General features: G+C 36.0%; 29 protein-coding genes and 1 pseudogene. 16 read left to right on the plus strand and 14 right to left on the minus strand.

Annotated features, from left to right (window positions below):
- Positions 1–114 precede the first annotated feature (114 nt).
- The 4 genes from HMPREF9073_RS09830 to miaA are packed head-to-tail and all read left to right on the plus strand — an operon-like array spanning position 115 to position 3793.
- Positions 115–1362 carry a dihydroorotase family protein gene (locus HMPREF9073_RS09830; protein ID WP_009413587.1) on the plus strand — a complete coding sequence of 416 codons (1248 nt, stop codon included), beginning with the start codon at positions 115–117 and terminating at the stop codon, positions 1360–1362.
- A gap of 29 nt (positions 1363–1391) precedes the next feature.
- Entirely contained in the window at positions 1392–2051 is a 660-nt protein-coding gene (locus HMPREF9073_RS09835) for an alpha/beta hydrolase (protein ID WP_009413588.1), read from the plus strand.
- A 1-nt stretch (position 2052) separates the two neighbouring features.
- Positions 2053–2898, plus strand: coding sequence for an ion transporter (locus HMPREF9073_RS09840; RefSeq protein ID WP_009413589.1), 846 nt, complete (start codon positions 2053–2055; stop codon positions 2896–2898).
- The gene (gene miaA, locus HMPREF9073_RS09845) at positions 2882–3793 is read left to right on the plus strand and encodes a tRNA (adenosine(37)-N6)-dimethylallyltransferase MiaA (RefSeq protein WP_009413590.1); all 912 of its coding nucleotides are present in this window, start codon (positions 2882–2884) and stop codon (positions 3791–3793) included. The genes HMPREF9073_RS09840 and miaA overlap by 17 nt, the downstream gene beginning before the upstream one ends.
- A 62-nt stretch (positions 3794–3855) precedes the next feature.
- On the opposite strand, the gene HMPREF9073_RS09850 is transcribed toward miaA, so the two are convergent.
- The 6 genes and pseudogenes from HMPREF9073_RS09850 to HMPREF9073_RS09875 form a co-directional block, all read right to left on the minus strand.
- Positions 3856–4377: a hypothetical protein gene (locus HMPREF9073_RS09850; RefSeq protein ID WP_009413591.1), complete on the minus strand. Its 522-nt coding sequence runs from the start codon at positions 4375–4377 to the stop codon at positions 3856–3858.
- 4 nt (positions 4378–4381) lie between these two features.
- Positions 4382–5788 (minus strand): annotated as a pseudogene (locus tag HMPREF9073_RS16585) (thioredoxin-like domain-containing protein).
- Positions 5789–5926: 138 nt separating this feature from the next.
- Entirely contained in the window at positions 5927–6724 is a 798-nt protein-coding gene (locus HMPREF9073_RS09860) for a rhomboid family intramembrane serine protease (protein WP_009413594.1), read from the minus strand.
- Positions 6721–7833 carry a lipid-A-disaccharide synthase gene (lpxB, locus tag HMPREF9073_RS09865; protein ID WP_009413595.1) on the minus strand — a complete coding sequence of 371 codons (1113 nt, stop codon included), beginning with the start codon at positions 7831–7833 and terminating at the stop codon, positions 6721–6723. The genes HMPREF9073_RS09860 and lpxB overlap by 4 nt, the downstream gene beginning before the upstream one ends.
- A gap of 4 nt (positions 7834–7837) precedes the next feature.
- A complete protein-coding gene (locus HMPREF9073_RS09870) occupies positions 7838–8533 on the minus strand; it encodes a peptidylprolyl isomerase (RefSeq protein WP_009413596.1) in 696 nt (231 codons plus the stop codon).
- On the minus strand, positions 8530–9303 hold the full coding sequence (locus HMPREF9073_RS09875) for an alpha/beta fold hydrolase (protein WP_009413597.1): 774 nt from the start codon (positions 9301–9303) through the stop codon (positions 8530–8532). Before HMPREF9073_RS09875 ends, HMPREF9073_RS09870 begins: the two co-directional genes overlap by 4 nt.
- 95 nt (positions 9304–9398) lie before the next feature.
- On the opposite strand from HMPREF9073_RS09875, the gene HMPREF9073_RS09880 reads away from it, so the two are divergent.
- Positions 9399–10145, plus strand: coding sequence for a biotin--[acetyl-CoA-carboxylase] ligase (locus HMPREF9073_RS09880; RefSeq protein WP_009413598.1), 747 nt, complete (start codon positions 9399–9401; stop codon positions 10143–10145).
- Positions 10146–10155: 10 nt separating this feature from the next.
- Here HMPREF9073_RS09880 and HMPREF9073_RS09885 read toward each other — a convergent pair whose 3' ends face one another.
- Entirely contained in the window at positions 10156–10464 is a 309-nt protein-coding gene (locus tag HMPREF9073_RS09885; protein ID WP_009413599.1) for a hypothetical protein, read from the minus strand.
- Entirely contained in the window at positions 10464–11078 is a 615-nt protein-coding gene (gene udk, locus HMPREF9073_RS09890; RefSeq protein ID WP_009413600.1) for a uridine kinase, read from the minus strand. The genes HMPREF9073_RS09885 and udk overlap by 1 nt, the downstream gene beginning before the upstream one ends.
- A gap of 124 nt (positions 11079–11202) precedes the next feature.
- On the opposite strand from udk, the gene HMPREF9073_RS09895 reads away from it, so the two are divergent.
- From HMPREF9073_RS09895 to HMPREF9073_RS09940, 10 genes are all read left to right on the plus strand, one after another.
- The gene (locus HMPREF9073_RS09895; protein WP_009413601.1) at positions 11203–12012 is read left to right on the plus strand and encodes a M48 family metallopeptidase; all 810 of its coding nucleotides are present in this window, start codon (positions 11203–11205) and stop codon (positions 12010–12012) included.
- Between the two features lie 19 nt (positions 12013–12031).
- Positions 12032–12889 (plus strand): GH25 family lysozyme, encoded by an 858-nt coding sequence (locus tag HMPREF9073_RS09900; protein WP_009413602.1) that lies wholly within the window; start codon positions 12032–12034, stop codon positions 12887–12889.
- Positions 12886–13455: a 5-formyltetrahydrofolate cyclo-ligase gene (locus HMPREF9073_RS09905; RefSeq protein WP_009413603.1), complete on the plus strand. Its 570-nt coding sequence runs from the start codon at positions 12886–12888 to the stop codon at positions 13453–13455. Before HMPREF9073_RS09900 ends, HMPREF9073_RS09905 begins: the two co-directional genes overlap by 4 nt.
- 150 nt (positions 13456–13605) lie before the next feature.
- Positions 13606–14313, plus strand: a complete 708-nt coding sequence (gene pyrH, locus HMPREF9073_RS09910) for a UMP kinase (RefSeq protein WP_009413604.1) — start codon at positions 13606–13608, stop codon at positions 14311–14313.
- A gap of 13 nt (positions 14314–14326) precedes the next feature.
- Positions 14327–14530, plus strand: coding sequence for a hypothetical protein (locus HMPREF9073_RS09915; RefSeq protein WP_009413605.1), 204 nt, complete (start codon positions 14327–14329; stop codon positions 14528–14530).
- Complete coding sequence (locus HMPREF9073_RS09920) at positions 14530–14763, plus strand: hypothetical protein (protein WP_002678670.1); 234 nt, start codon at positions 14530–14532, stop codon at positions 14761–14763. Before HMPREF9073_RS09915 ends, HMPREF9073_RS09920 begins: the two co-directional genes overlap by 1 nt.
- 11 nt (positions 14764–14774) lie before the next feature.
- Positions 14775–15329 carry a ribosome recycling factor gene (frr, locus tag HMPREF9073_RS09925; RefSeq protein WP_009413607.1) on the plus strand — a complete coding sequence of 185 codons (555 nt, stop codon included), beginning with the start codon at positions 14775–14777 and terminating at the stop codon, positions 15327–15329.
- Between the two features lie 34 nt (positions 15330–15363).
- A protein-coding gene (prfB, locus tag HMPREF9073_RS09930; protein WP_157453516.1) for a peptide chain release factor 2 occupies positions 15364–16471 on the plus strand; the annotation gives its coding sequence in 2 pieces (ribosomal slippage) (positions 15364–15423 and positions 15425–16471; 1107 coding nt in all).
- Positions 16472–16539: 68 nt separating this feature from the next.
- Positions 16540–16764: a hypothetical protein gene (locus HMPREF9073_RS09935; RefSeq protein ID WP_009413609.1), complete on the plus strand. Its 225-nt coding sequence runs from the start codon at positions 16540–16542 to the stop codon at positions 16762–16764.
- The gene (locus tag HMPREF9073_RS09940) at positions 16761–18479 is read left to right on the plus strand and encodes an alpha-amylase family glycosyl hydrolase (RefSeq protein ID WP_009413610.1); all 1719 of its coding nucleotides are present in this window, start codon (positions 16761–16763) and stop codon (positions 18477–18479) included. Before HMPREF9073_RS09935 ends, HMPREF9073_RS09940 begins: the two co-directional genes overlap by 4 nt.
- A gap of 106 nt (positions 18480–18585) precedes the next feature.
- Here HMPREF9073_RS09940 and HMPREF9073_RS09945 read toward each other — a convergent pair whose 3' ends face one another.
- The 3 genes from HMPREF9073_RS09945 to HMPREF9073_RS09955 all read right to left on the minus strand — a co-directional run bounded on the left by HMPREF9073_RS09945 (position 18586) and on the right by HMPREF9073_RS09955 (position 22372).
- Positions 18586–19941 (minus strand): peptidylprolyl isomerase, encoded by a 1356-nt coding sequence (locus tag HMPREF9073_RS09945; protein ID WP_034555793.1) that lies wholly within the window; start codon positions 19939–19941, stop codon positions 18586–18588.
- Between the two features lie 111 nt (positions 19942–20052).
- Positions 20053–21141, minus strand: coding sequence for a hypothetical protein (locus HMPREF9073_RS09950; RefSeq protein WP_051046594.1), 1089 nt, complete (start codon positions 21139–21141; stop codon positions 20053–20055).
- Positions 21142–21199: 58 nt separating this feature from the next.
- Positions 21200–22372, minus strand: a complete 1173-nt coding sequence (locus tag HMPREF9073_RS09955) for an AIR synthase related protein (protein WP_009413613.1) — start codon at positions 22370–22372, stop codon at positions 21200–21202.
- Positions 22373–22466: 94 nt separating this feature from the next.
- Here HMPREF9073_RS09955 and HMPREF9073_RS09960 point away from each other — a divergent pair, with 94 nt between their 5' ends.
- A complete protein-coding gene (locus tag HMPREF9073_RS09960) occupies positions 22467–23210 on the plus strand; it encodes a shikimate dehydrogenase (RefSeq protein ID WP_009413614.1) in 744 nt (247 codons plus the stop codon).
- A gap of 4 nt (positions 23211–23214) precedes the next feature.
- Here the strand turns inward: HMPREF9073_RS09960 and rsmA are convergent, their stop codons facing one another.
- From rsmA to tgt, 3 genes are read right to left on the minus strand one after another with little or no spacing between them, the layout of a single operon-like run.
- Positions 23215–23988 carry a 16S rRNA (adenine(1518)-N(6)/adenine(1519)-N(6))-dimethyltransferase RsmA gene (gene rsmA / locus HMPREF9073_RS09965; protein WP_009413615.1) on the minus strand — a complete coding sequence of 258 codons (774 nt, stop codon included), beginning with the start codon at positions 23986–23988 and terminating at the stop codon, positions 23215–23217.
- A 4-nt stretch (positions 23989–23992) separates the two neighbouring features.
- Entirely contained in the window at positions 23993–25069 is a 1077-nt protein-coding gene (locus HMPREF9073_RS09970) for an LptF/LptG family permease (protein ID WP_009413616.1), read from the minus strand.
- Positions 25070–25082: 13 nt separating this feature from the next.
- Positions 25083–26213: a tRNA guanosine(34) transglycosylase Tgt gene (gene tgt, locus HMPREF9073_RS09975; protein WP_009413617.1), complete on the minus strand. Its 1131-nt coding sequence runs from the start codon at positions 26211–26213 to the stop codon at positions 25083–25085.
- Positions 26214–26235 lie beyond the last annotated feature (22 nt).

A 26235-nucleotide genomic window follows, 5' to 3' on the forward strand; every position in this document is an offset into this window, starting at 1 on the left:
GATGAGTTAGATAGTTCATTTAATCTTAATTGTTAAAATTGTTAATTGTTGATTGTTAATTGTTAATTAATTTGTACCTTTGCCATAAAATTTATGAAAGCCTAAAAAGCCACTATGGATATTCTATTAAAATCAGCACGGATTATTGATCCAGAAAGTGCCTATCACAATAAAGTTAGAGATATTCTTATCTCGGGAGGTGTTATTCAGCAAGTTAGTGCATCTATTCCCCTTACTAATGAAATGCAAGTATTAGAGAATATTTATGTTTCACAAGGATGGACAGATAGTAGTGTCTGTTTTGGAGAGCCAGGGTTTGAAGAACGAGAAACTTTAGTTAATGGAATGCGTACTGCTGAAAAAAGTGGTTTTACTCATCTATTAATCAATCCGCTTACGCATCCTGTGGTGGATAGTCAGTCGGGGGTAGTATATATAAAGAATAAAACGGCTCATTGTGCTGCAATAGCTCATCCTATTGGGGCACTTACCATAGAGAGTAAAGGCGAGTATCTTGCTGAGCTTTTTGATATGAAAAAAGGCGGAGCAGTGGCTTTTGGCGATTATAAAAAAGTTATTAACAATAGTAATTTGTTAAAAATAGCCTTACAATACACCCAACCCTTTGGAGGTATTGTAATTTCCTTCCCTAATGATACTAAAATTATGGGCAAAGGAGTGGTGAATGAACATATTGAAGCTACTCGTTTGGGACTGAAAGGAATTCCTGCTTTGGCTGAAGAACTTATGGTTGCACGCGATTTAGCTGTATTAGAATATGCAGGGGGTAAATTGCATATTCCAACAATTTCTACTGCAAAGTCGGTTGCCTTAATTAGAGAAGCCAAAGCTAAAGGATTAGATGTAAGTTGCAGTGTAGCAATACATAACTTGCATTTTACAGATGAAGTGTTAGAGAATTTTAATACTAACTACAAAGTATTACCTCCTTTACGTGATACTGCTAATGTACAAGCACTTAGAGAGGCTTTGAACGAGGGAGTGATAGACTTTGTTACTTCCGACCATAATCCATTAGATATAGAATTGAAATTTAAAGAGTTTGACTGGGCGGCTTTTGGTACAATAGGATTAGAGAATGCTTTTGGAATTCTTACCCAATATACTTCTATAGAACGATCTATACAATTACTTACTTCAGCTCGCAAACGTTTTGGTATTCCTTCTACACCTATTATTGAAGGGACTTCTGCTGATATGACTTTATTTACTCCCGAAGGCTCTTCAGTTTTTACAAAAAATGATATTTTGTCGGCTTCTAAAAACAGTGCTTTTATAGGCGAGACAATGAAAGGAAAAGTTATAGGTGTAATAGCTCGTAATCAGTTGGTGTTGAATTAGAAACTACAAAAAGAAAACTTATAATTAAAATGAGCAACAACAAAAAAATCCCATTAGAATATATTGTTAGAGAACCTCAAGTGAGGACTAAACGTCCGCCTGTAATCTTTATGTTACACGGCTATGGAAGCAATGAAGAAGATCTTTTTTCTTTTGCCGATGCTCTACCAGCTGAATATATGATTATCTCTTTTAGAGCACCTTATCATTTGGTAACTTTTGGCTATGCTTGGTATATGATTAATTTTGATACTGAACAAGAAAATTTTAGTGATAATGAACAAGCAATAGCTTCACGCGACCTTATTATGCAATGTATAGAAGAGCTTTGCAAGCTATATGATTTAGATAACAAGAATATTACATTATTAGGTTTTAGTCAAGGAAGTATACTTAGTATGGCAATAGCACTTTCCTATCCTAAGAAAATACGCAATGTAATTGCGCTTAGTGGATATGTGAATAAAGAGATTTTAAAGGAAGGTTATGCACGTGAGAATCACTCAGCTACTCGTTTTTATGTATCACACGGTGCGAGCGATCAAGTGATTCCAGTGGAATGGGCACGACAAACTCCCGAATTTTTAAAGAATCTTGGTATTAAATACAAGTACGAAGAATTTCCTATAGGACACGGTGTATCACCACAAAACTTTTATTCTTTCCGTGATTGGCTTACCGAGCAATAGTATGGATAAAAAGATTTTCAACGCTAAATACGAACTTTTCAAACGGAAAGCTTATATCATTATTTATGGCACTAACACACCTTTAGGCAAGTTGTTTGACTTAGTGTTATTGGCTCTGATTGTTATCAGTGTGATAATGGTAATGCTTGAAACGGTGCAAGGAGTAAATGAACACTTGCACGGGGTACTCGTGTTTATGGAGTGGGTGATTACTGTTTTCTTCTCAATGGAATATGTTTTAAGAATTATTACTAACAAAAAACCTTATCGTTATATTTTTAGCCTTTATGGTATTATTGATTTGATTTCTATATTACCTATGTACTTGTCGTTCATTACTCCAGGAGCTAAGGCTATATCGGTAACACGTGCATTGCGTTTGCTTAGAATTTTTCGTATTTTAGATTTGGTGAGCTTTATGAACCAAGGCGAAGAATTGAAAATGGCATTGCGTACTAGTAGAAATAAGATTATTATTTTTATCTATTTTGTATCGGTGATATGTGTGCTTTTGGGGTCACTGATGTATGTGATAGAAGGGCGCGAAAATGGTTTTACAAGTATTCCTCGTAGTATTTATTGGTGTATTGTTACAATGACTACCGTAGGCTATGGCGATATAGCTCCTGCAACTACCTTAGGACAAATGTTAGCTTCGCTTATAATGATTCTGGGGTATGGTATCATTGCAGTGCCCACAGGTATTGTTACTGCTGAATATACCAAAATGAAAACCCAGCGTCGACGCTGCAAACACTGTAACTTTCAAAATCCTCCTGAAGCAAAATATTGTAACCAATGTGGCTCACCACTGAATGAACCTATAACAGATGCCGATAAAAAATAAGAAAACACTTCTCACTATAATAGGGCCTACAGCCATAGGCAAAACGAGTTTGGCGATAAACTTAGCTTTATACTTTGGTACAGAAATTATTTCTTGTGATTCTCGTCAGTTTTTCAAAGAGATGAGCATAGGTACTGCTGTTCCTTCAGCTGAAGAATTAGCCCAAGTGAAACATCATTTTATACAACACAAATCGATATTTGACCCCTACTCAGTGGGCGATTTTGAACGTGATACTATTACTTTGCTCACTGAGCTTTTCCGACAACACGATGTAGTGATAATGGTGGGAGGAAGTGGACTTTATGCTGATGCGGTGCTTTATGGATTAGATGATTTTCCTGAAGTTTCTACTGAAATTAGAAAAGAATTGGATGCACACTATCAAACACAAGGAATTGCCTATTTGCAAACAAAACTCAAGGATTTAGATCCAATTCAATACGGACGAATGGATATTCAAAATCCACAACGAATGATGCGAGCTTTGGAAGTGTGTATAGCATCAGGTAAACCTTATTCATCTTTTTTAAATAGAAAGGAAACTCTTAGAGATTTTACAAATATCACTATTGGACTTACTGCCGAACGAGAAGTCGTGTATAATCGCATCAACGATCGAGTAGAACTAATGCTTGAAAATGGATTATTGATAGAGGCTCAAAGGCTTTTCCCTTATAAGGAACTCAATGCCTTACAAACAGTGGGATATAGAGAATTATTTGATTTTTTTGAAGGAAAAATATCTTTAGATTTTGCTATCGAAGAAATTAAGAAAAATACACGGCGTTTTGCAAAGCGACAATACACTTGGTTTCGTAAGAATAAAGATATTCATTGGTTTGAAATTAGCCAATTAGATAATTTGTCAATTAGTCAATTAGTTGATTTGTAAGAAAAATAGCCAAAGTAAAAAAAACTTTGGCTAATTCTATAACGTTTAATTATGTGACAATTTTATCTTAAAAATTGTTTTACTTCTTCTTTTAAGTGGCTTAATGCATTAGCTGATGGAGTTGCTTTTTCGGCAAACTCTTTAAATATACCCTCTACCATTGCTTGTGAATCTTTTAGTTCATCATTATGAGCAGCTTTCCGAATTATGTGAATAGTAGCTATTTTAGCTGTTCTGATGATTTGCCACAATTGTCCGCTTAAATATATTTGCTGTGCCAAATTGTGTTCAAACTCTTCATCTATAGAATTCACGAGAAGTATTTCGTACTCTTGTTTAGAAAAGTTGTGGGGAGGGATGCGCAAAAAGAGTTGTTGAGGAGCAATGCGTTCCAAGAAGAGTGTCATACGCTCATAAGCTTGCAAACGGATAGGTAAAGCGTATTTTTGGTTTTCTTGTTGTAGTAAGAAAAAACGTTTTCTATCCTCGTTTTGAATGTGCATTCTAAAGAAATAGAAAGCAATAGCCCCTACAATAAGCGCAGGGATACAATACATAATGAAATTGACAATTTGGTCAGACATAAATTTAAGATGCTTTATACAATAAAATTTTTTCTAAGTTAGGGCTGAATATATCTTCAAAAGCTGATATGATACGCCCGTTTTTATCTATAATTACTGATTTATTGATATTGTTGATAAGGAATTTCTGAGACAAATCCATAAAGTTGATGGAGTGATATTGGTCTGTCCATTGATTTTCAGAAATTCTCTTGCGCCATTGGTTTTTATCTTGCCCTATATCAATACCAACGAATTTTACATTAGGGAATAGACTTTTCAGTTGAGCGATTCTATTAAAAATCAAGTTAGAGAGTTCTCTTTGGTTTACTGACCAAAAGTAGTATATGGTTACTTCGGGTTTTTGTATTGCTGAAAACTTAGTGAGAGAGCCTTTGGTGTCTATCAAATCGAAATCGGGGGGGATTTGTCCAGCTTGCAAAGCGATTACATTTTTAAACACTTTATCTAATTCAGCTTTGTGTTCATTATCCTTATTATACTTTGCAAATTTATCAAAATAATCTTGATATTGAGCATGTTCTTGAATGTTAAAGATATAAGCATAAGCGGCATTTCGATATAGATTATCTCTCAAACTTCCTTTGTCAAACAAGCTATCAATAATTTTAATTTTCTCTAAGTGGAAACCTAACTCTCGGTTTAGATCTACTAAGGTACTATTGTTGTGAGTGTACTTTGTAAAGGCTAAGTTATTCACATACATTACCATATAGCTATAATAAGGTCAGTAGTATTCTAAAAAGGAGTTATTATAGTCAATTTGTTTCCTATAGTTGTAGAAATCAGAGGGTAAAAGGTGGTTTGTAAGATTTTTATTCTTATCTTGATATATAAATGGATATATTTCAATCTCTTTATAGAGAGGGAATATACTGCTCACTAAGGCTATATTTTTAGCTTTTTCAGAGAGATAAGGATGATTTTTTATAAAATTATCACACTCTTTTTTCTTTATTATCAAAATGGAATCAATTTTTTCTTTATATGTTATAGGGGGGAGGGAATGATATTTTTTCAATTCATCACTTTGGATATCGATGTTACTTAGCTGTGAAAGCAAAAAGTTATTGATAGCCGATCCTTTTCCTGAAAAAGAAATACTCTCCTCAAAGCGCAAAGTATTAGCATAAACCACTAAACTATCCAAAGGTTCTAAAAATACATATTGATATTTTCCTCCTATTTCAAAATTATACAATTTACTTTCTTTGATATTTAAAGAGAAAGTAAAGTTCTTATCTTTGTTCAGGAAGGTGGTGTCAATAGGAGTATCATTAGCATATAAAACCACTAATGAATCTTTAGAGTTTGGAAAGAAACCTGTAAAAAAGGTACTGTTTGTAGGTTGTTTTTTACAGCCTACTAAGGTAAAGATAAGGGTTAATAATAAAAGTTTTCTCATCGTCATAAATCAAAAAAATCATTCAACTACTGGTGGCAAAAGTACAAAAACTATCTAATCTAAAAAGTTAAAAGCATGTTAAATAAATAGTCAATGTAAAATATTAACATTAATTAACTTTTATAGATATTTTTTAACATACGATTACTCATTTTCTTTAGTAGCTTGAAAAAGATATTTTTTTTCTTCATCGGTAAGGCTATCATAGCCACTGGTATTAATTTTGTTGAATAATTTTTGAATTTGGTGTTGTTTAATTCTTTGGTTTTCGGATATATGAGACGTTTGAGGTTCTATAATAGAAGGTGGAGAAAGAGTATTGGGGCTTTTCTTGGGAGAAAAGAGGTGTTTATAGCTAAAACCGACTAATATTCCGCTTAAAATTCCTCCAAAATGGGCTATTTTTCCTCCAAAATTATTAGAAATATCTATACAATCAAATAATATAAGGGCGAGAAGGAAAAACAATAATCGGATTCTAAAACTAAAGACATATATTTTATATGAGGGAAAAATAGTAACCACGAAGAACAAAAGACCTATAACAGCTGCCGAAGCACCTAATAAGGCATTGTTGTTCGCTATTTCGGGAGTGATATAACCCCATAATAAAAATGCAATACCTCCTCCTATCAAACTGAAAAAATAAACGCTTATGAAAGTTTTTGTTTTGAAAAGACGGAAAAATACGTGTCCAGAGAAGAACAAAAAAAACATATTCCAAAATAAATGTTCTATACTCACGTGATAAAAAGCATAGCTAAGCAGCGTCCAAGGTCGTTCTAAAAATAAGGGTAGTTGTTGAGGTACACATAACCATTGGTTCAGTTGTGATTGAGAGAATATTCCTCCATATACTAAACCTTGGGTGATACCAAAAGCTATTAGTGTGAATATAATCACTTTATTAGCGGCATTGAATTTTTGTGATAAGGAATTCATTGTTGTTGTTTTAGTATGAGTGATGCTGTTTTTTCACTAGCACCTTCACCTCCTAATTTCTCTCTAAGTTGAACATAGTCTTTAAATACTTCATACCGGTGGCGATAGGTAGAGAGTTTATCTAATTCTATCTTCAGGTTCTTTTTAGTAAGATCTCCTTGAATGAGTTCGGTTACAACTGGTTTATCCATAATGAGATTTACTAATGAGATATATTTTAGTTTGATAATACGTTTAGCGATGTGATAAGAAATCCAATTTCCTTTGTAACATACTACTTCGGGGATATTTAATAAGGCTGTTTCTAGGGTAGCTGTACCACTAGTTACCAAAGCAGCATACGAAATTGACAATAAATCGTAGGTTTTTCCGCTTACAAAATGTACGTTTTCCTCTTTGATGAAGCGTTGGTAAAAGTGATAGTCAATAGAAGGAGCGCCTGCAATTACGAATTGATATTGGTGATAGTCGTCTACTATAGAGAGCATTATCTTTAGCATTTTAGCAATTTCTTGTTTCCTACTGCCAGGTAGTAAGGCTATAATAGGACGATGGTCTAAGCCGTTTTCAGCTTTAAAAGTAACCTCATCTACTTCTTGTCGTTGAGCAATGGCATCAAGGAGGGGATGTCCTACAAAATGTACACGGTATTGATGTTCCTTTTCATAGAAGTCTTTTTCAAAAGGCAAAATCACGTACATAGCATCTACATCGCGTTTGATGGCTTTGATGCGATTTTCTTTCCACGCCCATATTTGAGGAGATATATAGTAATGAGTAGGGATGCCTTGCTGTTTAGCCCATTTGGCAATACGCATATTGAACCCAGGATAATCTATAAAAATGAGTATATCGGGTTTAAATTCAGAGATGTCTTTCTTACAAAAACTAATGTTTTTGAGGATAGTGCGCAAGTTAAGCAATACCTCTAAAAAACCCATAAAGGCAAGATCTTTGTAGTGCTTTACGAGGGTACCTCCCACGTTTTGCATACGATCGCCCCCCCAAAATCGAAAGTTTGCATGAGGGTCTTTAGCTAAAAGGGCTTTCATTAAGTTAGCAGCGTGCAAGTCGCCCGATGCTTCTCCAGCGATAATATAGTATTTCATTTGTTTATTTATTAAGGATTATTACTTTCATTTTGATATCTTTAGTAGGCCAATCATCTTTACCTTCGGTAGGTACTTGATTGATTTTATCTACCACATTCATACCTGCTATTACTTTGCCAAAAGCTGTATAATTACCGTCTAAATGATAAGCACCGGGTTTTTGTACGACGATAAAAAACTCGTAGGGTGAAGCGAATTGGTGAGGATTGTCGATGTCGCTACTGGGCATAGAAACAATGCCACGATGGTGTTTGAAACCTTTTTTGGTGTCGGGAGGTAATAAATAAGACCCTATGGTAGCTCTTCGGCGACTTATTTCCCACGTTTCGGAATTGCCTCCTTGTATAATAAAATTTTTTACCACTCGGTGAAAAACAGTGCCGTCAAAATATTTTTGTTTGGTGAGAAAGATAAAGTTAGCACGATGGTAGGGAGTTTCATTAAACAATTCAATATCGATATTCCCATAATCGGTAATGATGCGTACAAAACGCTCTTTGTTTTCTTTCTCATATTGATTGAGAAATGGGATTACATTATCAGTAGTGAGTGTTTCTACAGGAGCTAACTTTTCTTCTGCAACAGTTGTTGTAGTGTCTTTTGAAGTTGTTGTACTACTTTGTGTAGTAGTTGTTTTAGGTGAAGGATCGTTACAAGCTACAGTCAATAATCCTATCAATAATAAGTATTTTCTCATATTTGTTTCATAAAGTTACGCAATACCTCTATGGTAGCTGCTTCGTTTTCAATATATACCAGATGTCCGCCCTCTAATACAGCACTTTGCATTCCTATAGATTCGCCTAAAACTGTCATTTCTTGGTAAGGAATTAAAGTGTCTTCTTTTCCTAAGATGAAGAGTTTTTTAGCTGAAAGATGTTGAAGTACTGAGGTACGATCGGGGCGCTCTTTCATTCCTAAAGAAGCGGCTACAATCCCCTCATTAGGTGTTGTGATACCAATGTTGATGAGTTGTTGTAGAGCAACTGTCATTGTAGTGCGGTTTTTTTCGCTAAACAAATTAGTAACAGCTGTACGTACAAATAGTTCTTTTTCTTTTTCAATAACTTTCAATACACGGTCGCGATTGGCTTTTTTTTCTTCAGAGTCGGGTAGGGGAGTAGAGTTGAGTAATACTAAACCTTCAATATTTTGTTGGAAACGCTCAGCAAAAGCAAGTGCAACATAGCCTCCCATAGAGTGTCCTACTAAGATACATTTAGAAATGTTCTCATAGTCTAAAACAGCTTTTACTTCATCAGCCATCATTTCCATAGTGTGTACGGGGGCAATAGTAGGGGTTTTTCCGTGTCCTAAAAGGTCTATACATAATATTTTATAAGTATCAGAAAGCGATTTAGAAAGTGCATTCCACACAGTACTATCTTCTAAGAAACCGTGAAGAAATACAAGTGTTTTGTTAGAGAGATTACCTTGTAAAGTATAGTAAGAAATAGGTGTTTTCATTTTAAAAAATTATAGAGAGGACAAAAGTAGTAATATTTTTTTAATTTACTAATAAACAAATTGATAAATTGACAAATTATTTATACTTTTGCGCTATGAATATTATCAAATTAAAAACTATAGATTCTACAAATCGCTATCTTAAAGAGCTCGTACATTCTGAAACCTCTTTACCTAACTTTCTCACCGTGTGGACGCCCCAACAAACGGCAGGGGTAGGACAGTATGGGGCAAAATGGCAAACAGAGCCTTATCAAAATCTTACTTTTAGTACGCTTTTTATCCCTAAAAAGCTATTGTTACAGCACGCTTTTTTGCTAAATATGTCGGTTGTTATAGCTGTGGTGAGGGTAGTAGAAGATGTTTTAAGAGAACATTTATTCACTGAAAAGCCTTGCATCAAATGGCCTAATGATATTTTAATTAATAATAAAAAAATAGGAGGAATACTGATAGAAAATGTATTACAAGGGCAACAAATAGCTAAGAGTGTCATAGGTATAGGGTTGAATGTGAATCAAATAGAGTTTGAAGGCTTGCCTAAAGCTTCTTCATTGAAAAATATTGTCAAGAAGGATTTAGATATAGAACAGCTAATGAAGCGCATTGTTAGTAATTTAGAGAAAGAATTAAGAGTAATAGAGAAAATTTCCTTTGAGGAGATATATAATGTATACAGAAAGTATTTATTTCGTTTAGAAAAAATATCAACTTTTAGGTTGCCTGAAGGAATACATTTTATGGGAATTATAAAAGGTGTTACTTCTATGGGAGAGTTGATAGTAGCAACTGAAGAGGTAATTAAAAAATTTTCTCTCAAACAGATAGAATTATTGTACTAATTTCTAACACCTAATTAATGGTGTCATATTCAATGATGAAAACTTCTTCATCGTCATGTTTTAAATAATACACTTCACGTCCTAATTTTTCTTTACCTTCATCAGTATAGAGGGCTTCTAATTCTTTTTTATCTCTTTCAATTTCTTTTTGCAAGAATTGTTTTTGTCGTGTGAGTTTGTCTAATTCACTGTTCATATTCCGATGTACCAAAAAGGAAGCATTGTCAAAAAAAAGCATATAGATAGTAAATACCCCCCCTACGACGAGGTATTTTTTGTATCCTTTGAAAATAGACGAAAAATTAGCTGTTTTTTTCATTATTGTTGAAAAATACGATTGTGAACAAGAGTTTTAAGGATTTCTATAGCTACAGTATTGCGACGATTGTTAGGGATAATTATATCGGCAAATTCTTTAGCAGGTTCTATAAATTCGAGGTGCATAGGTTTAAGGGTCGTTTGGTAGCGGTTAAGTACTTCGCTCACATCTCTACCACGTTCAGTAATGTCGCGTTTGATACGGCGGATAAGTCGCTCATCGGAGTCGGCATGAACAAAAATTTTAATATCGAATAATTGGCGAATATCAGGGTGGGAGAAAATGAGAATGCCTTCTACAATTACCACTTTTGTAGGGTTTACCAAAACAGTTTCGGGAGTGCGGTTGTGTTCTACAAACGAATAGGTAGGACTTTTAATAGATTTACCTTCTTTGAGAGCCAAAAGGTGTTCTTTTAGCAATTCAAAATCTATAGAATTGGGGTGATCAAAATTTATTTTAGTGCGATCGGCAAACGATAAATGACTCAAGTCTTTATAGTAAGAATCTTGTGAGATAACGGTCACTTCTTCGCCAGAAAGTTCTTTAATTATTTGATTAACAACGGTAGTTTTACCACAACCAGTACCGCCTGTAATTCCTATGATAAGCATTTTTTCAAATTTTGCGGCAAAATTAGTAAAAAAGAGGGGATTAAAAAAATAAAAAAATGAGAAACATTTTGTAGTGTATTAAAAAAGTATTACATTTGTCGCATTAATTAAAAAGAATTTTTCGATGAAAAAAATTATCTTAACTGCGTTATGCGTAGGAGTATTTGGTTTTTGCCAAGCTCAGAAAATTAATTTAGGAAAGGCTGCAAGCGCTGTTTCTAAAGGCGCTCAAGCACTTGCTTTTAGCAACGAAGATGCTAAAAAACTTTCGAAAGAATCGGTAGAATGGATGGATAAGCACAATCCAGTAACCGATAGTAAAAGTCCTTATACCAAGCGTTTAAATCGCCTTTTTGGCAAGCACAAGAGCGAAGATGGACTCAACCTTAACTACAAAGTGTATCACGTGATTGATATCAACGCTTTTGCTTGTGCTGATGGTAGTGTGCGTGTATTCTCTTCATTGATGGATTTGATGACTGATGATGAACTTTTGGCAATCATTGGTCACGAAATAGGTCACGTGAAAAATGAAGATACTAAAGATGCTATTAAATCGGCTTATATGCGTGCAGCAGCCCAAGATGCTGCAGGAGCAGCTTCAGGAGCAGTGAGAGCTTTGAGCGACACCGAACTTGGAGAGATGGCTAATGCTATGCTTGATGCCAAACATAGTAAAAAGCAAGAATCACAAGCTGATGAATACGCTTATAACTTTATGAAAAAACACGGTTATAACGTAGTAGCAGTTTACACTGCATTCAAAAAAATGGCTTTACTTTCAGGGGGTGACACTCGAAGCAAATTTCAGAAAATGATGAGTTCACACCCCGATAGCGAAAAACGTGCTGAAGCTGCTAAAAAACGCGCTATTAAAGATGGTCTTTGGAAAGACCCTGGAGAGGTAACCTTACCTAAAACTCCTATAAAATAATAACCTCTCTATCATATAAATGAGAAAAAAACAAAGAAAGGCACCTCGTGCCCTCAGAAGAAAAAAGTCTAACGCTTTCAAATACTTAAGTGTATTTTTAGCGTGTCTTTTGTTGTTGGGGGTAGGAGGTGCTTTTTATATTAGAAACTATTATCCAGCCCTTTACCAAAAAATCCTCAATAAACTCACTTCTCGTAAAATGAATTCTACTTACGAGAGTGCGCGTATTGAACGCATAGTGAGCTTGTATTACGATAAAGTATTCGGTATTGACCTTTCTCATTATCAGGAGCGCGATGAAATACAATGGGATAGTCTTTACATCAAAAACAAAACAGTTCGTTACCCCTTGCAATTTACTATTTTTAGGGCGACAATGGGCAACGAAGCTACCGATAAAAACTTCATTCACTTTTGGAAGGAAGCTAAAAAACATCAACTGATACGAGGAGCTTATCACTACTATCGTCCCGATGAAGATCCTGTGTTACAAGCTCAATCTTACCTCAAAAACACTACGCTTGAAAAGGGTGATTTCCTGCCTATATTAGATGTAGAACAGTTGCCTAAGAAAAAAACAAAAGAACAGTTCCTTAAAGATATACAAACGTGGTTAGACCTCGTTGAAAAACGCTACAAACGCAAACCTATACTTTATACTTATATCAGTTTTTATGAAGATTATTTGTACCCTACTTTTAAGAGTTATCATCTTTGGGTAGCTAACTACAACAATGTATCGGTGCCTACCTCGGTATTTACTTGGAAGATGTGGCAATTTACTGAAAATGGCATTACTGCAGGGGCTAAAGTGAAGATAGACTTCAATGTTTTCAATGGAGACATTACCGAAATACAATCCCTTTTAATCAAATGACCAAGAAAGAATTACGGCAACTCTACAAACAAAAACGCACAGCCTTATCGGTAGCTGAGCGAGAAATGATGAGCCTACAAATTGCTCAGCAACTTTCAATATGCGATATATGGGGGTATAATTGTTATCACCTATTCCTATCTATTAAAAAACTCAATGAGGTTGATACAACCCCTATTCTACAACTTCTTTATGAGAAAAACAAACAAGTAGTGGTGCCAAAAATGAACTCTGAAAAGCGAACTCTTACTTCTATACCATTTGCCAAAGATACTCTTTTACAAACAAATAGTTGGGGAGTGCCAGAACCTAAAGATGGAATTGCTATTTCTGCACATAAAATAGAAGTAGTGTTTGTCCCCCTTCTCACTTGTGACCTCTATGGTAATCGTATAGGTTACGGAGGAGGCTACTATGACCGATTTTTAGCAGAATGCCTCCCAGAAACTCTTAAAATAGGGCTTTCATTTTTTTTACCTGAAGAAAATTTTTCGTCTATTTCCCTTCCTACTGATGTTCGTCTTACACATATAGCAACCCCAGATAAAATTATAACAATTGAATGATTATCAGTTGTTTTCGACTTATAGATGCTTTATTAAAGATCTAAGTCTTTGACAAAGTGTTCTATAAATCCTTAAAATAATTTGTGTAATACTTCTATTTTCTTTATTTTTGCCCTCAAAATTAGTGAATTAAGTCAATTATCAATTGAAATGAAATATAAAAGAATTTTACTTAAACTCAGCGGGGAAGCCCTTATGGGGAGTCGCCAGTACGGTATTGACCCTGCTCGATTAAAAGAATACGCTACCGAGATAAAAGAGGTAGTAAAACAAGGAGTAGAAGTAGCTATCGTGATTGGTGGCGGGAATATCTTTCGTGGGGTAGCAGGAGCCAGCAATGGTATGGACAGGGTGCAAGGCGACTATATGGGAATGCTTGCTACTGTTATCAACTCGCTCGCTCTACAAAGTGCGTTGGAAGATGAAGGTATTTTCACTCGTTTGCAAACAGCTATTAAGATGGAAGCCATCGCAGAGCCTTTTATCAAGCGTCGTGCTGTACGCCACTTAGAGAAAGGACGTGTAGTTATCTTCGGGGCAGGAACTGGTAATCCTTACTTTACAACTGACTCGGCAGCCGTACTTCGCGCTATTGAAATCAATGCTGATGTAATACTCAAAGGTACTCGCGTAGATGGTATCTATACTGCTGACCCTGAAAAAGACCCTAAGGCAGTAAAGTTTGATCATATCTCTTTTAATGAGTGTATTGATAAAAACCTTAAAGTAATGGATATGACGGCTTTTACACTTAGCCAAGAGAACCATTTGCCTATTATTGTATTTGATATGAACAAAAAAGGCAATCTCGCTAAAGTAGTAGCAGGGGAAAATGTAGGAACCGTAGTTAATGATTAATGATTACTGATTAATGGAAGTATTGTTCAATTGGTGTTGTGAAGTAATGCAATCATTGGCAAATTTTACAGGGTTTACCTATAAAGAAGTGAATGCTATTGTCTTTATTTTTCTAATGCCTATGGTAGATATTGCTCTTTTGCTACTTTTTGTAGTTAAATATGTACAATACAGAGAGAAAAAGCGCTTTATTAAACAATTAGAAACACAATGCTAATGGAACAAAATCTATTACATAGATGTTTTGACCTTGCAGTAGAAGGCTTGTATTTATTAGCAGATTCTTTTGGAACTACTTATGAAGCAGTGAACATCTATTTGTTTGTGATTATACAACCATTATTGACAATTTTATTGATTGTAGGTATTTTCTTCTTTTATAAGAAGAACAATAATCTACAAATGAAAATTAAAAAGTTATTATCTAATAAAACTAATACTAATAAATAAAACAATATACAATGAACGAAGAAATTAATATTATCTTAGACACTACAAACGAGGCGATGCAAGAGGCGTTGCAACACTTGGACAAGGCTTTGGGCAATATTCGCGCAGGTAAGGCAAGTCCGCAAATGGTAAGTAGCGTAATGGTAGATTATTACGGAGCGCAAACCCCTCTTAGTCAGGTAGCTAACGTGTCAGCTCCCGACTCGCGTACCATTTCTATTCAGCCTTGGGAAAAGAAAATGATTCAACCTATTGAGAAAGCTATCCAGATAGCTAACTTAGGCTTTAACCCAATGAACAATGGCGAAATGGTGACTATCACTGTTCCACCACTTACCGAAGAACGTCGTCGTGAACTTGTAAAACAAGCTAAAGGTGAAGGCGAAGATGCTAAAATCAGTGTACGCAATGCTCGACAAGATGCTAATAAGGAAATCAAAAAAGTAGAAACTTCTGACGATATCAAGAAAGATGCTGAAGAGCGCGTACAAAAACTCACCGATAAATACATCAAAAAGGTAGAGGAAGTATTAGCTGCAAAAGAAGCTGAGATACTAAAAGTTTAGGTTTAGGTAAGAGATAAGAGTTAAGAATTAAAAAATGACAAATAACGAACAAGTTAAGGATTTAGTGAATCGCCTGGGTGCGTTAAGGAGGTATCTTTGACATAGATGTCAAACGTATTGAAATAAGTAACGAAGAAGAGAAGACTTTTGCACCTGACTTTTGGGATAATGCCAAAGAGGCTGAAAAGGTGATGCGTGAACTTCGCACTCAAAAGAAATGGGTAGAAGATTATGAGGAAGCTGAAAGTCTTACCTCGGATGTGGAGGTGTTGCTCGACTTCTTTAAAGAAGGTGAAGCTACAGCTGATGAGGTAGACCAGCAATACGCACAAGCCCTACACGCTATTGAGGCATTGGAATTTCGCAATATGCTCTCGGATGAAGGTGATGCAATGAGTGCTGTACTGCAAATTACCGCAGGAGCAGGTGGTACTGAAAGTTGCGACTGGGCTTCAATGCTTTTGCGTATGTACACAATGTGGTGCAACAACCAAAAGTATAAGGTAAAGACGCTCAACTTCCAAGAAGGTGATGTAGCAGGTATTAAAACAGTTACTATTGAAATTGAAGGTGAATATGCTTTTGGTTACCTCAAAGGAGAGAATGGTGTACATCGCTTGGTGCGCATCTCACCTTTTGATAGCAATGCTAAACGCCATACCTCATTTGCCTCGGTATATGTATACCCGCTGGCAGATGATACTATTGAAATAGAAATCAATCCTGCGGATATTACCTTTGAGACAATGCGCTCGAGTGGGGCAGGCGGGCAGAATGTAAACAAAGTAGAGACTGCAGTGCGCTTACGTCACCACCCTACGGGAATTATTATTGAGAACTCCGAAACCCGTAGTCAGCTTGATAATAAAAACAAGGCGTTGCAATTGCTCAAATCGCAGTTGTATGAGATAGAACTCAAAAAGCGTCAGGCTAAACGCGATGAGATAGAAGCAGGCAAGATGAAGATAGAGTGGGGTTCGCAAATACGCAACTATGTGATGCACCCCTATAAACTCGTGAAGGATGTACGCACTAATTACGAATCTACTGATGTAGATAGCGTAATGAACGGCGAACTCGACGAATTTCTTAAAGCCTACTTAATGCTTATGGGCACAAGTCGCACGGGCGATACTGATTAATAGAATATAACTTTGCCAAAGGTTGTAGCACAACAGGCTATTAAACCTTTGGCAAAGTATTTGTTTTTATGAAGAAAGAAATACTAATATGTAGCGATTGTAATTATGACAATTTAGTAGCTGAGATTTATATAGATGATAAATATATAGCATTAGTTAGTTATGATGATAATGGTAATTTCTTTGTAGAAACACCTACTATCAAGCTAATTAATGAGGATATGATAACTCATAAGGTTGATTACGATGTATTTATTGAGTTATTAGAAGAAGCTAAAAGCAGTTTAAAATGAACAACAAAATAGTAGTTTACCAAGTGTTGACAAGGCTTTTTGGGAATACTAATACTACCAATAAAGCGTGGGGCACTAAGGAAGAAAATGGAGTGGGTAAGTTCTCGGATTTTACTGAGAAAGCTCTATTAGAAATAAAAAAGTTAGGAGCTACACATATATGGTTTACAGGAGTATTACATCACGCACTCACTACTGATTATACAGCTTATGGTATCAGTAATGACTTTCCGGCGGTAGTAAAAGGACGTGCGGGCTCTCCTTATGCCATAAAGGATTATTACACTGTAAACCCAGACCTTGCTGACAATCCCGCACAACGTTTGGAGGAGTGGGAAGCCCTTATTGCACGTACGCACCAGTGCGGACTGAAAGTGATTATGGATATAGTGCCTAATCACGTGGCACGCCGTTATGAGAGTATTGCTAAACCTGAGGGAGTAAGAGGTTTTGGGGAAGATGATGATGTTTCGGTAACTTATGCCGTGAACAATAATTTTTATTACAACCCCAATGAGGCTTTTAAACTGCCCGAGGGTATTTATGGCGAATATCACGAGTTTCCTGCTAAATGGACAGGTAATGGGGCGCGTGCTTCTCAGCCCGATTGCAATGATTGGTACGAAACCGTAAAGCTCAACTATGGGGTACGCCCTGACGGTATTAAGGATTTTCCAGAACTACCTATAGGCTTTGAGAATGAAGATACAGAAGTGCATTACCGTTTTTGGCAAGACAAAACTGTGCCTAATACTTGGCAAAAGTTCAAAGATATTGCTTTGTATTGGCTTGAGAAAGGTGTAGATGGATTCCGTTATGATATGGCTGAAATGGTGCCTGTAGAGTTTTGGAGTTATCTCAATTCGGCTATTAAACATCATAACCCAGAGGCTTTTCTGCTGGCTGAGGTATACAATCCCAATGAATATCGTCCTTACTTGCACATAGGCAAGATGGATTACCTCTACGACAAAGTACAGCTATATGATACACTACGAGCTATCGTTAGCTACGGACATACCACTGATGCCATAGCCCCTATACAAAACAACCTCTCTGATATTTCAGACCGTATGTTGCATTTTTTAGAAAACCACGATGAGCAACGTATAGCCTCACCAGAATTTGCAGGCTATGCCGAAAAGGCTAAACCTGCAATGGTAGTTTCTACCCTCATTAGCGAGTCACCGGTGATGGTGTACTTTGGTCAGGATGTGGGAGAGAGAGCGGCAGAATGGGCAGGTTTTGGCAGTCCGTCGCGTACTTCTATCTTTGATTATATAGGAGTTCCTGCTCATCAACGATGGGTGAACCACAAGCAGTATGACGGAGGACAACTTAGTAATTCGGAACGAGCATTACGCGATTTCTATCAGCGATTACTCAATTTAAAGGTTAATGGTGCTTATATTGATTTGCATCAATACAATCGAGAGCACACCGTTTATTACAACGACAAAGCGTATAGTTTTGCGAGAGGGAATGAAGAAGAACAATGGGTAATGGTATGCAATTTTAGTGAACACGAAAATTATGGTTTTGACTTGCAATTGCCAGCCTATTTGTTAGGCAGTTGGTTCTTGAATGACGGTACATATACCCTTAGCGATGCTCTTTACTACGAAAAGCAAACTACTCTATATATAGAAAATGGCAAAGGAAGATTGCGAGTGGATATAGCCCCTTTGGAGTCTTTAGTGTTTAGAATTTCTTGATAAAGTATTTATATTGGTAATAAAAAAGTGAGAAATAAAACTTATGATAGTTTTGTTTCTCACTTTTTATTTTTTTTAGATATTTTCCCATTGAAGTAAGGGGAAATTATTTCTTCAGCCAGTTATTTTCAAACTTACAATTTTTATATTCTCCATTTACTGAAATGTAAGTCTTTTCAATGTGTTCTTTCATCCACTTGTTGATAGCTTTTAGCTGTTTTTCTTTGAGGGCTAAATCTTGTATTTTTACGTAATCCTTTACAAAATCGGCTTGGTGTTCATCAATACGATTTGTAATTTGGTAAATCTTATAAGTCTTTTTACCTGTTCTGTCTTCATCGAGGAAAGGTACTGACACCTCATTATCTTTTAGGTCTGAAATACGTGCGTAAAGGGTAGGTTCTATACGGGTAAGTTCAAAACGAGTAGAAAGATCTTCAGGGTTGATAAGCTGACCGCCATCGTTACGAGTTTCTTTTTCATCAGAGAAATTACGTGCAGCCTCATCAAAAGTAAGTTCTTTGTTAATGATGCGTTCGCGTATTTTAGCTATTTTTTCTTTAGCTTCGTTGAGAGCTTCCTCAGGGATATCAGGCATTAATAAAATGTGGCGTACACTCACTTCTTTACCACGAATCTTGTCCATTTGGATAATATGCCAACCGAAACTTGACTCAAAAGGTTTAGATATTTCGCCTTCTTGCAAGGAGAAAGCTACATCTTTGAAAGCTTTATCGAAAGCAGAATTACGGTTGAAAGTAAGGACTTGTCCGCCAGTAGCACGATCTTGAGAGTAGAGAATGGCTTTGGTAGAAAAACTCATACCATTTTCCTCTACATCCTTTTTAATATCATTGAGTTGATCTATTACTTTTTGTACTGAACTCTTGGGGGCAACTGGGTTTACCACAATTTGAGCTATTTCTAATTCAGTACCAAAATGCGGACGCTCATCGGCTGGTATAGCATTGAAGAAGGTGCGTATTTCTTCAGGAGTTACTTCTACATCTTTTATAATTTGTTGTTTCATACGCTGAGCGAGCATACTCACCTTTAAAAGGTTGAAAAGTTCGTCGCGCATAGATTGTTCGTCATCTTTTTTGTAGAACTGTAATAGTTTTTTGATGTCACCACCTAATTGAGCAGTTAAAAACTCAATACGTTGGTTCACTTGGTCGCGTACTTCGCTATCGGTGAGCTTTACACTATCTTGCACAGCTTGGTGAGCATAGAGTTTATCCTCCATTAGTTTGCCTAACATCTGGCAACGGTTGATTTCACGGGTATCTACGTCTTGTTGTTGCAAATCAATATACGCTTTGTCGATATCCGATTCTAAAATTAGATAATCACCTACTACAGCTGCCACGCCATCTACCTTTTTACGCTCGTTGTTTTGGGCAAAAAATGGAGTGGAAAACAACAACATTACAAGAACCGACCAAATTTTTGTTTTATTCATAAACTTTGTTATTAACTTTAAATGTTCTATTACCATATCAAAAGATGTGCCTAATTGCACTAACTAATTTGCAAAAGTAGTATTTATATTGGAAAAATGAAACATTCTACGTTATTTTATTTTAAAACTACCGATGAGCCACCCTATTGCAGGGAAGTAAAAAGGAGCAGTGAATAACCACAAATACTCATAAAAATTGCTAAAAATAGGGTAGTTTCCAATAACTGAAAATCCCTTATAGGTGATTAATCCTTCGGTGGTGATAAAACAAAAGAGAAATAGATAAATAAGCCAACGGTTTACTTTATAAACATCTTCTAAAAACAGCAGGAGACCTATGGTTACAATCCCCAGAAAATTGAAGTGCAAATAACTAATTAACAGGTCGATGTTTTTAAATAAATAGGGGGTAAGCACAGGGAAAGCACCAGTGAACATCATTGCTACTTTGGCAATAAAAAAACTGATAAAAACCGTTGCTAAAAAGCTCTTTGGTTGAGTTTTTAGGTATAGGCGCAATATCATTATTACAGAGGTAAGCCAAATAAGCACAGAAACTCCCCCAACGATATAGTAGATAGAATAACTAAAATAGCCTACCCACGAGATAAAAAGTGACCCTATAATTCCCGCTTGAAATAGAATAAATATGCGCTTGATAAGTTGAGGGTATTGTATATCCCAACCATATTTTTTCACAAAGAGTCCCATTAGGCTACTGAGCATCCATCCATTGTATTGAAAGTGCAAAAAGAAGGCAATGGAACACATATACATTTCAGAAAATTTACCAAACTTTACAATAGTTACAGGCATAAACCATATTCCTAAACTTGATAGAATAAGATAAAAGATGCCCATCTTTACAAAAGGGGAAGTAGCATATTTTATAAAGAATCTCGCAAAGAAGTAGGTACAAATGATAAATACTGATGAAAAACTGATAGAAATAGCTCCATATCCTTGAAAAGGGAAGCTACAGAGCATACCTAATACTGAAAATTGGGTGATGTAGAACAGCCAACGGTAGCGTTTGTGCAGTTGATTGTTGAAAGGGATAAAAGTTCGCGCTAAGATAGCCGAAAGTAGTACGTATACAAAGCCTAAAAGAGCTAAGTGTGAATGGGTGTGCACAATATTCCGATAATTGAATACAAAAGGATAGTCGGCTACTTGTACTGAGCGCATAAAGATACCCAAGCACACAACTATGGCAAAATAAGCAAATGCCCATCGTATATCGGTTCGTATGTTTAATTTAGTATTCAAAAGTACCGTATTCGCTTTTTATAGTGAGACATTTTTTATCAGAAGCCTCTACGTATCCTATTACTTGAGCAGGTACGCCAAAAGATTCTGAGATAGTTATCAAACCCTCGGCAATAGCTTCAGGTACATAGAGTTCCATACGATGGCCGCAGTTAAATACTTGGTACATTTCCTTCCAATCGGTTTTAGATTCTTCTTGAATAAGTTGAAAGAGAGGAGGAACGGGGAAGAGATTGTTTTTAACAATATGCAAGTTATCTATAAAATGCAATATTTTAGTTTGCGCTCCACCACTACAATGTACCATTCCACATATTTGGGTATTGTCATATTTTTCTAATATCTTTTTAATAATAGGAGCATAGGTGCGGGTAGGGGAGAGGACAAGTTTTCCAGCGTCTATAGGAGAATCTACTACACTATCAGTGAGGTGTTTAGTTCCTACATATACGAGCTCATTAGGAACTGAGGGATCAAAACTTTCAGGGAATTGATTAGCTAACGATTTGTTGAAAACATCGTGTCGAGCTGAGGTAAGTCCGTTGCTACCCATACCACCATTATAAGAAGTCTCATAAGTAGCTTGCCCATAAGAAGCTAATCCTACAATTACATTGCCTGCTTTGATGTTTGCATTATCAATCACTTCACTACGTTTCATACGTGCTGTTACAGTGGAATCGACAATGATAGTGCGGACTAAATCACCTACATCGGCAGTTTCACCTCCTGTAGAGTGAATATGTACCCCAAAGTTAGCCAATTCATTGATAAGTTCTTCAGTACCATTGATAATTGCTGAAATAACTTCTGCAGGAATGAGGTTTTTGTTGCGCCCTATAGTAGAAGAAAGCATAATGTTATCTACTGCTCCTACACACAATAAATCATCTATGTTCATTATGAGGGCATCTTGAGCAATTCCTTTCCACACACTTAGATCGCCAGTGGTTTTCCAATACATATAAGCTAAAGCGGACTTAGTACCTGCACCATCAGCGTGCATTACAAGGCAATATTGGTCATCACCAGTAAGATAATCGGGGACTATTTTGCAGAAAGCTTTGGGGAACAATCCTTTATTGATATTTTTGATAGCTTTATGCACTTCGTCTTTCGCAGCCGAAACTCCGCGTTGTGCATAGCGTTTACTTACTTCCATTATAGTTTAATTTTGAGAGGCAAAGGTAAGAATAATTTGTCAATTAGCAAATTGGCAAATTAATTAATTATCCTTATCTTTGCCAAAAAAAGAAATGAATGACATATATGCATTAGTAGGTAAGAATATAGATTATTCTTTTTCAAGAAATTATTTTACCGAAAAATTTAAACGTGAAGATGTGAAAAACAGTCAGTATGTGAATTTTGATATCCAAAATATTGATGAACTGACAGATTTATTGCGTGCTACACCTAATTTAAGAGGAATGAATGTAACCATTCCTTATAAGCGTGATATTATGAAGTTCCTAATAGCGGTAGATCCTACTGCTTATGATATAGGAGCTGTAAATACCATACAAGTAACGCCTAAAGGACTTATAGGCTACAATACTGATTGTTATGGCTTTCGAGAATCATTACGTCTGCTCTTGCAACCCCATCACACTTTTGCTCTTATATTGGGTACAGGAGGGGCTTCAAGTGCTGTAGCATACGCTCTTAAGCAATTAGGAATTAATGTTCAATTTGTATCTCGTACTCCTAAAGAAGGTCAGTTAGCTTATGATGAACTCACCCCTGAAGTTTTTCAAAAGTATACTTTGATTGTAAATTGTACTCCCTTAGGAACTTTTCCAAATATTACAGATTGTCCTCCAATTCCTTATGAATATCTCACTCCACAACACTTGCTCTACGATCTCATCTATAATCCTGCAGAAACTACTTTTTTACAAAAAGGGAAACAGCAAGGGGCTACCATTTGTAATGGTTTGCAGATGTTAGTGTTACAAGCTGAAAAATCGTGGGAGATTTGGCAAAAAATAGTGAGCTAACAAATTAATGTTGCTCACTTATTACTTTAGTAATACGCACAAAATCTTGCCAAGGCAATTGTTCAGGGCGTTTATCAAATATAGAGTCTTGTTTTAAATTCTCATCTATAAGCAGCGATTTTAGACTATTTCGAAGAGTTTTTCGCCTTTGATTGAAAGCCGTTTTCACTACGGTAAAGAATAATCCTTCATCACAATCTAAATGAAAGTCAGTTTTGCGTACTAATCGTATCACTCCACTTTTTACTTTTGGAGGAGGATTGAAAACTCCTTCAGAAACAGTGAATAAGTAGTAAGCATCGTAGAAGGCTTGTACTAAAACTGATAAGATACCATACGTTTTGCTACCTTCGTGTTCACATATACGTTCAGCTACTTCTTTTTGAAACATTCCACTAAACTCAGGAACATACTCTCGCAATTCAAGCAATTTAAAAACAATTTGAGTAGAAATATTGTATGGAAAATTACCAATAATAGCAAAGGGTTCCCCTATATAATCGGCTATATTGTATTTCAAGAAATCATCGGCAATAATTTTTCCTTTGAGTTCGGGATAATGAGTTTCTAAATAAGCTACTGATTCCTTATCAATTTCAACGATGTGTACATCAACATCTTTTTTGAGTAAAAACTGAGTGAGTACCCCCATTCCTGCCCCTATTTCTATCACTTTATTATAACCTTTTAGTGATAGTATATCAGCTATTTTTTGAGCGATGTTTAAATCCTTTAAGAAATGTTGCCCTAAATGTTTTTTTGCTTTTACTAATTCCATAAATCTAACTTCTTACTTTTCGGAGTAACAAAATAGCTAAGGTAAGGAAAATAAGGTTAGGCAAGATGACAGCCATTAGAGGAGAAAGTCCTCCTGAGGTTTGGGCAAGGGTTCCAAATACACGGTCGAAGAATACAAAACTAAATCCTACAACTACTCCTACCATTAGATTGATTCCCATTCCTCCACGCTTTTTCACCGATGAAACAGCTACACCAATAAGTGTAAGAATAAAGGCTGTACTTATAGCACCCCAACGGCGATATTTTACTAATAGATACATATTTAAATTGGGAGAACCTTTCATCTTTTCGCGTTCAATGAACTTGTTTAGCTCAAACAAGTTCTTATTTTCTGCCGTATATTCCATCGGCATTAGGTCATCAGGTTTGAAGTTGAATATAGTATCTAACTGGTCGCGTTTCACTAATATATCATCACCTTCACCTATTTTTCTTTTGGAATAATTGGTAAGTCGATAGGTTTTTGTGCTGTCTATCCACTGAATTGTTTCAGCATTTATTTTTTCCTTCATCTTAATACCATCAAAATGTTCTACTGAAAAGTTATATCCTTTTTGTTCTTGGTAATTAAATGAACTTACATATAAATAATCGTTATCAGAAAACTGATTGTAGAGGTCTGAAACACTTTCCACCTTTGAAGAACGTATGTACTTATTCCAAAAGTCGTTATATACAGTACTAGCAGCTGGTACAATAAACATTCCCATAAAGAACACTATCACAGAAATGATGCTCGCACCCACGATATATGGACGCAAAAAGCGCATATACGATACACCTGAGCTCTGGATAGCGATTATCTCGGTATTATTGGCTAACTTTGATGTAAACCAAATGATAGAGAGAAATAACAAGATAGGGAATAAAATATTGGCAAAATAAACAATAAAACTGAGGTAATACCACAATATTTCGTTCATTGGTGCTTTTCTTTGTATCATCTTATCTACTTTTTCAGATAAATCTACAATAATTCCGATAGGAATAAAGAGAATTATCATCATAAAGAAGGTAAGAAGATAGCGTTTTAAGATGTACCAGTCGAGTATTTTCATTTTTTTGTTTTTTTTATAAACGATTTGACATATCAGTAACCATTTTTGTCTTCCACGTAAGGAAAGTACCCGCTACAATTTGTCGGCGAGCTTCTCTCACGAGCCATAAATAGAAACCAAGATTGTGAATTGAAGCGATTTGTTTGCCCAAAAACTCGTTAGCAGCAAATAAATGACGTAAATAGGCTTTCGTGTAATAGGTATCTACGTAAGTATGTCCATCAGGGTCTATGGGCGAGAAATCATCTTCCCATTTTTTGTTTTTAATATTGATAATTCCTTTTGCAGTAAAGAGCATTCCGTTGCGAGCATTGCGCGTAGGCATTACACAATCCATCATATCCACTCCCAAAGCAATATTTTCCAATATATTAACGGGTGTACCCACTCCCATAAGGTATCGGGGCTTGTCTTTGGGGAGAATATCGCATACAAGTTCGGTTATTTCATACATTTGTTCTACGGGTTCGCCTACTGATAGCCCCCCGATAGCGTTTCCGTCGGCATTTTTGCTTGCAATATATTCGGCAGACTGTGTACGAAGGTCTTTATAGACTGACCCTTGTACTATCGGGAATAAACTTTGATGATAACCGTATTTAGGAGGTACTTTTTCGAGGTGAGCAATGCATCTATCGAGCCACCTATGCGTGAGATGCATTGAACGTTTTGCATAACCGTATTCACAAGGGTAAGGCGTGCATTCATCAAAAGCCATCATAATATCAGCGCCTATACTGCGCTCTATTTCCATTACTTTTTCGGGTGAAAAGACGTGAAAAGAGCCATCGATATGACTTTTGAACTTTACACCTTCTTCTTTTATCTTTCGGTTGGCAGCCAATGAATATACTTGATAACCTCCACTATCAGTAAGTATGTTTCTATCCCAATTAATAAACTTATGTAAGCCTCCTGCTTTTTCCAAAATGGGTGTTTGAGGTCGTAAATAGAGGTGATAGGTGTTCCCCAAGATGATATCGGCATTAATATCGTTTTTCAGTTCGCGTTGGTGCACTCCTTTCACGCTTCCCACCGTTCCCACAGGCATAAAAATGGGGGTTTCAATCACGCCGTGGCTGGTAGTAATCTTCCCAGCACGTGCTTTAGTATGTTCGTCTGTTTTTAGTATTTCAAAATCCATAGTTGAAACATTTTCGGGCGCA

Source organism: Capnocytophaga sp. oral taxon 326 str. F0382 (assembly GCF_000318295.1).
GTDB classification, from domain to species: Bacteria; Bacteroidota; Bacteroidia; order Flavobacteriales; family Flavobacteriaceae; genus Capnocytophaga; species Capnocytophaga periodontitidis.

Excerpts from the sequence above, each read along its gene's own strand:
- tgt (WP_009413617.1), bottom strand. The coding sequence starts at position 26,213 with ATGGATTTTGAAATACTAAAAACAGACGAACATACTAAAGCACGTGCT.
- frr (WP_009413607.1), top strand. The coding sequence starts at position 14,775 with ATGAACGAAGAAATTAATATTATCTTAGACACTACAAACGAGGCGATG.
- HMPREF9073_RS09880 (WP_009413598.1), top strand. The coding sequence starts at position 9,399 with ATGAATATTATCAAATTAAAAACTATAGATTCTACAAATCGCTATCTT.
- HMPREF9073_RS09920 (WP_002678670.1), top strand. The coding sequence starts at position 14,530 with ATGGAACAAAATCTATTACATAGATGTTTTGACCTTGCAGTAGAAGGC.
- udk (WP_009413600.1), bottom strand. The coding sequence starts at position 11,078 with ATGCTTATCATAGGAATTACAGGCGGTACTGGTTGTGGTAAAACTACC.
- HMPREF9073_RS09970 (WP_009413616.1), bottom strand. The coding sequence starts at position 25,069 with ATGAAAATACTCGACTGGTACATCTTAAAACGCTATCTTCTTACCTTC.
- HMPREF9073_RS09850 (WP_009413591.1), bottom strand. The coding sequence starts at position 4,377 with ATGTCTGACCAAATTGTCAATTTCATTATGTATTGTATCCCTGCGCTT.
- HMPREF9073_RS09830 (WP_009413587.1), top strand. The coding sequence starts at position 115 with ATGGATATTCTATTAAAATCAGCACGGATTATTGATCCAGAAAGTGCC.
- pyrH (WP_009413604.1), top strand. The coding sequence starts at position 13,606 with ATGAAATATAAAAGAATTTTACTTAAACTCAGCGGGGAAGCCCTTATG.
- HMPREF9073_RS09870 (WP_009413596.1), bottom strand. The coding sequence starts at position 8,533 with ATGAGAAAATACTTATTATTGATAGGATTATTGACTGTAGCTTGTAAC.
- HMPREF9073_RS09940 (WP_009413610.1), top strand. The coding sequence starts at position 16,761 with ATGAACAACAAAATAGTAGTTTACCAAGTGTTGACAAGGCTTTTTGGG.
- HMPREF9073_RS09905 (WP_009413603.1), top strand. The coding sequence starts at position 12,886 with ATGACCAAGAAAGAATTACGGCAACTCTACAAACAAAAACGCACAGCC.
- HMPREF9073_RS09900 (WP_009413602.1), top strand. The coding sequence starts at position 12,032 with ATGAGAAAAAAACAAAGAAAGGCACCTCGTGCCCTCAGAAGAAAAAAG.
- HMPREF9073_RS09860 (WP_009413594.1), bottom strand. The coding sequence starts at position 6,724 with ATGAATTCCTTATCACAAAAATTCAATGCCGCTAATAAAGTGATTATA.
- miaA (WP_009413590.1), top strand. The coding sequence starts at position 2,882 with ATGCCGATAAAAAATAAGAAAACACTTCTCACTATAATAGGGCCTACA.
- HMPREF9073_RS09840 (WP_009413589.1), top strand. The coding sequence starts at position 2,053 with ATGGATAAAAAGATTTTCAACGCTAAATACGAACTTTTCAAACGGAAA.
- HMPREF9073_RS09960 (WP_009413614.1), top strand. The coding sequence starts at position 22,467 with ATGAATGACATATATGCATTAGTAGGTAAGAATATAGATTATTCTTTT.
- HMPREF9073_RS09875 (WP_009413597.1), bottom strand. The coding sequence starts at position 9,303 with ATGAAAACACCTATTTCTTACTATACTTTACAAGGTAATCTCTCTAAC.
- HMPREF9073_RS09885 (WP_009413599.1), bottom strand. The coding sequence starts at position 10,464 with ATGAAAAAAACAGCTAATTTTTCGTCTATTTTCAAAGGATACAAAAAA.
- HMPREF9073_RS09935 (WP_009413609.1), top strand. The coding sequence starts at position 16,540 with ATGAAGAAAGAAATACTAATATGTAGCGATTGTAATTATGACAATTTA.
- lpxB (WP_009413595.1), bottom strand. The coding sequence starts at position 7,833 with ATGAAATACTATATTATCGCTGGAGAAGCATCGGGCGACTTGCACGCT.
- HMPREF9073_RS09835 (WP_009413588.1), top strand. The coding sequence starts at position 1,392 with ATGAGCAACAACAAAAAAATCCCATTAGAATATATTGTTAGAGAACCT.
- HMPREF9073_RS09955 (WP_009413613.1), bottom strand. The coding sequence starts at position 22,372 with ATGGAAGTAAGTAAACGCTATGCACAACGCGGAGTTTCGGCTGCGAAA.
- HMPREF9073_RS09945 (WP_034555793.1), bottom strand. The coding sequence starts at position 19,941 with ATGAATAAAACAAAAATTTGGTCGGTTCTTGTAATGTTGTTGTTTTCC.
- HMPREF9073_RS09895 (WP_009413601.1), top strand. The coding sequence starts at position 11,203 with ATGAAAAAAATTATCTTAACTGCGTTATGCGTAGGAGTATTTGGTTTT.
- rsmA (WP_009413615.1), bottom strand. The coding sequence starts at position 23,988 with ATGGAATTAGTAAAAGCAAAAAAACATTTAGGGCAACATTTCTTAAAG.
- HMPREF9073_RS09915 (WP_009413605.1), top strand. The coding sequence starts at position 14,327 with ATGGAAGTATTGTTCAATTGGTGTTGTGAAGTAATGCAATCATTGGCA.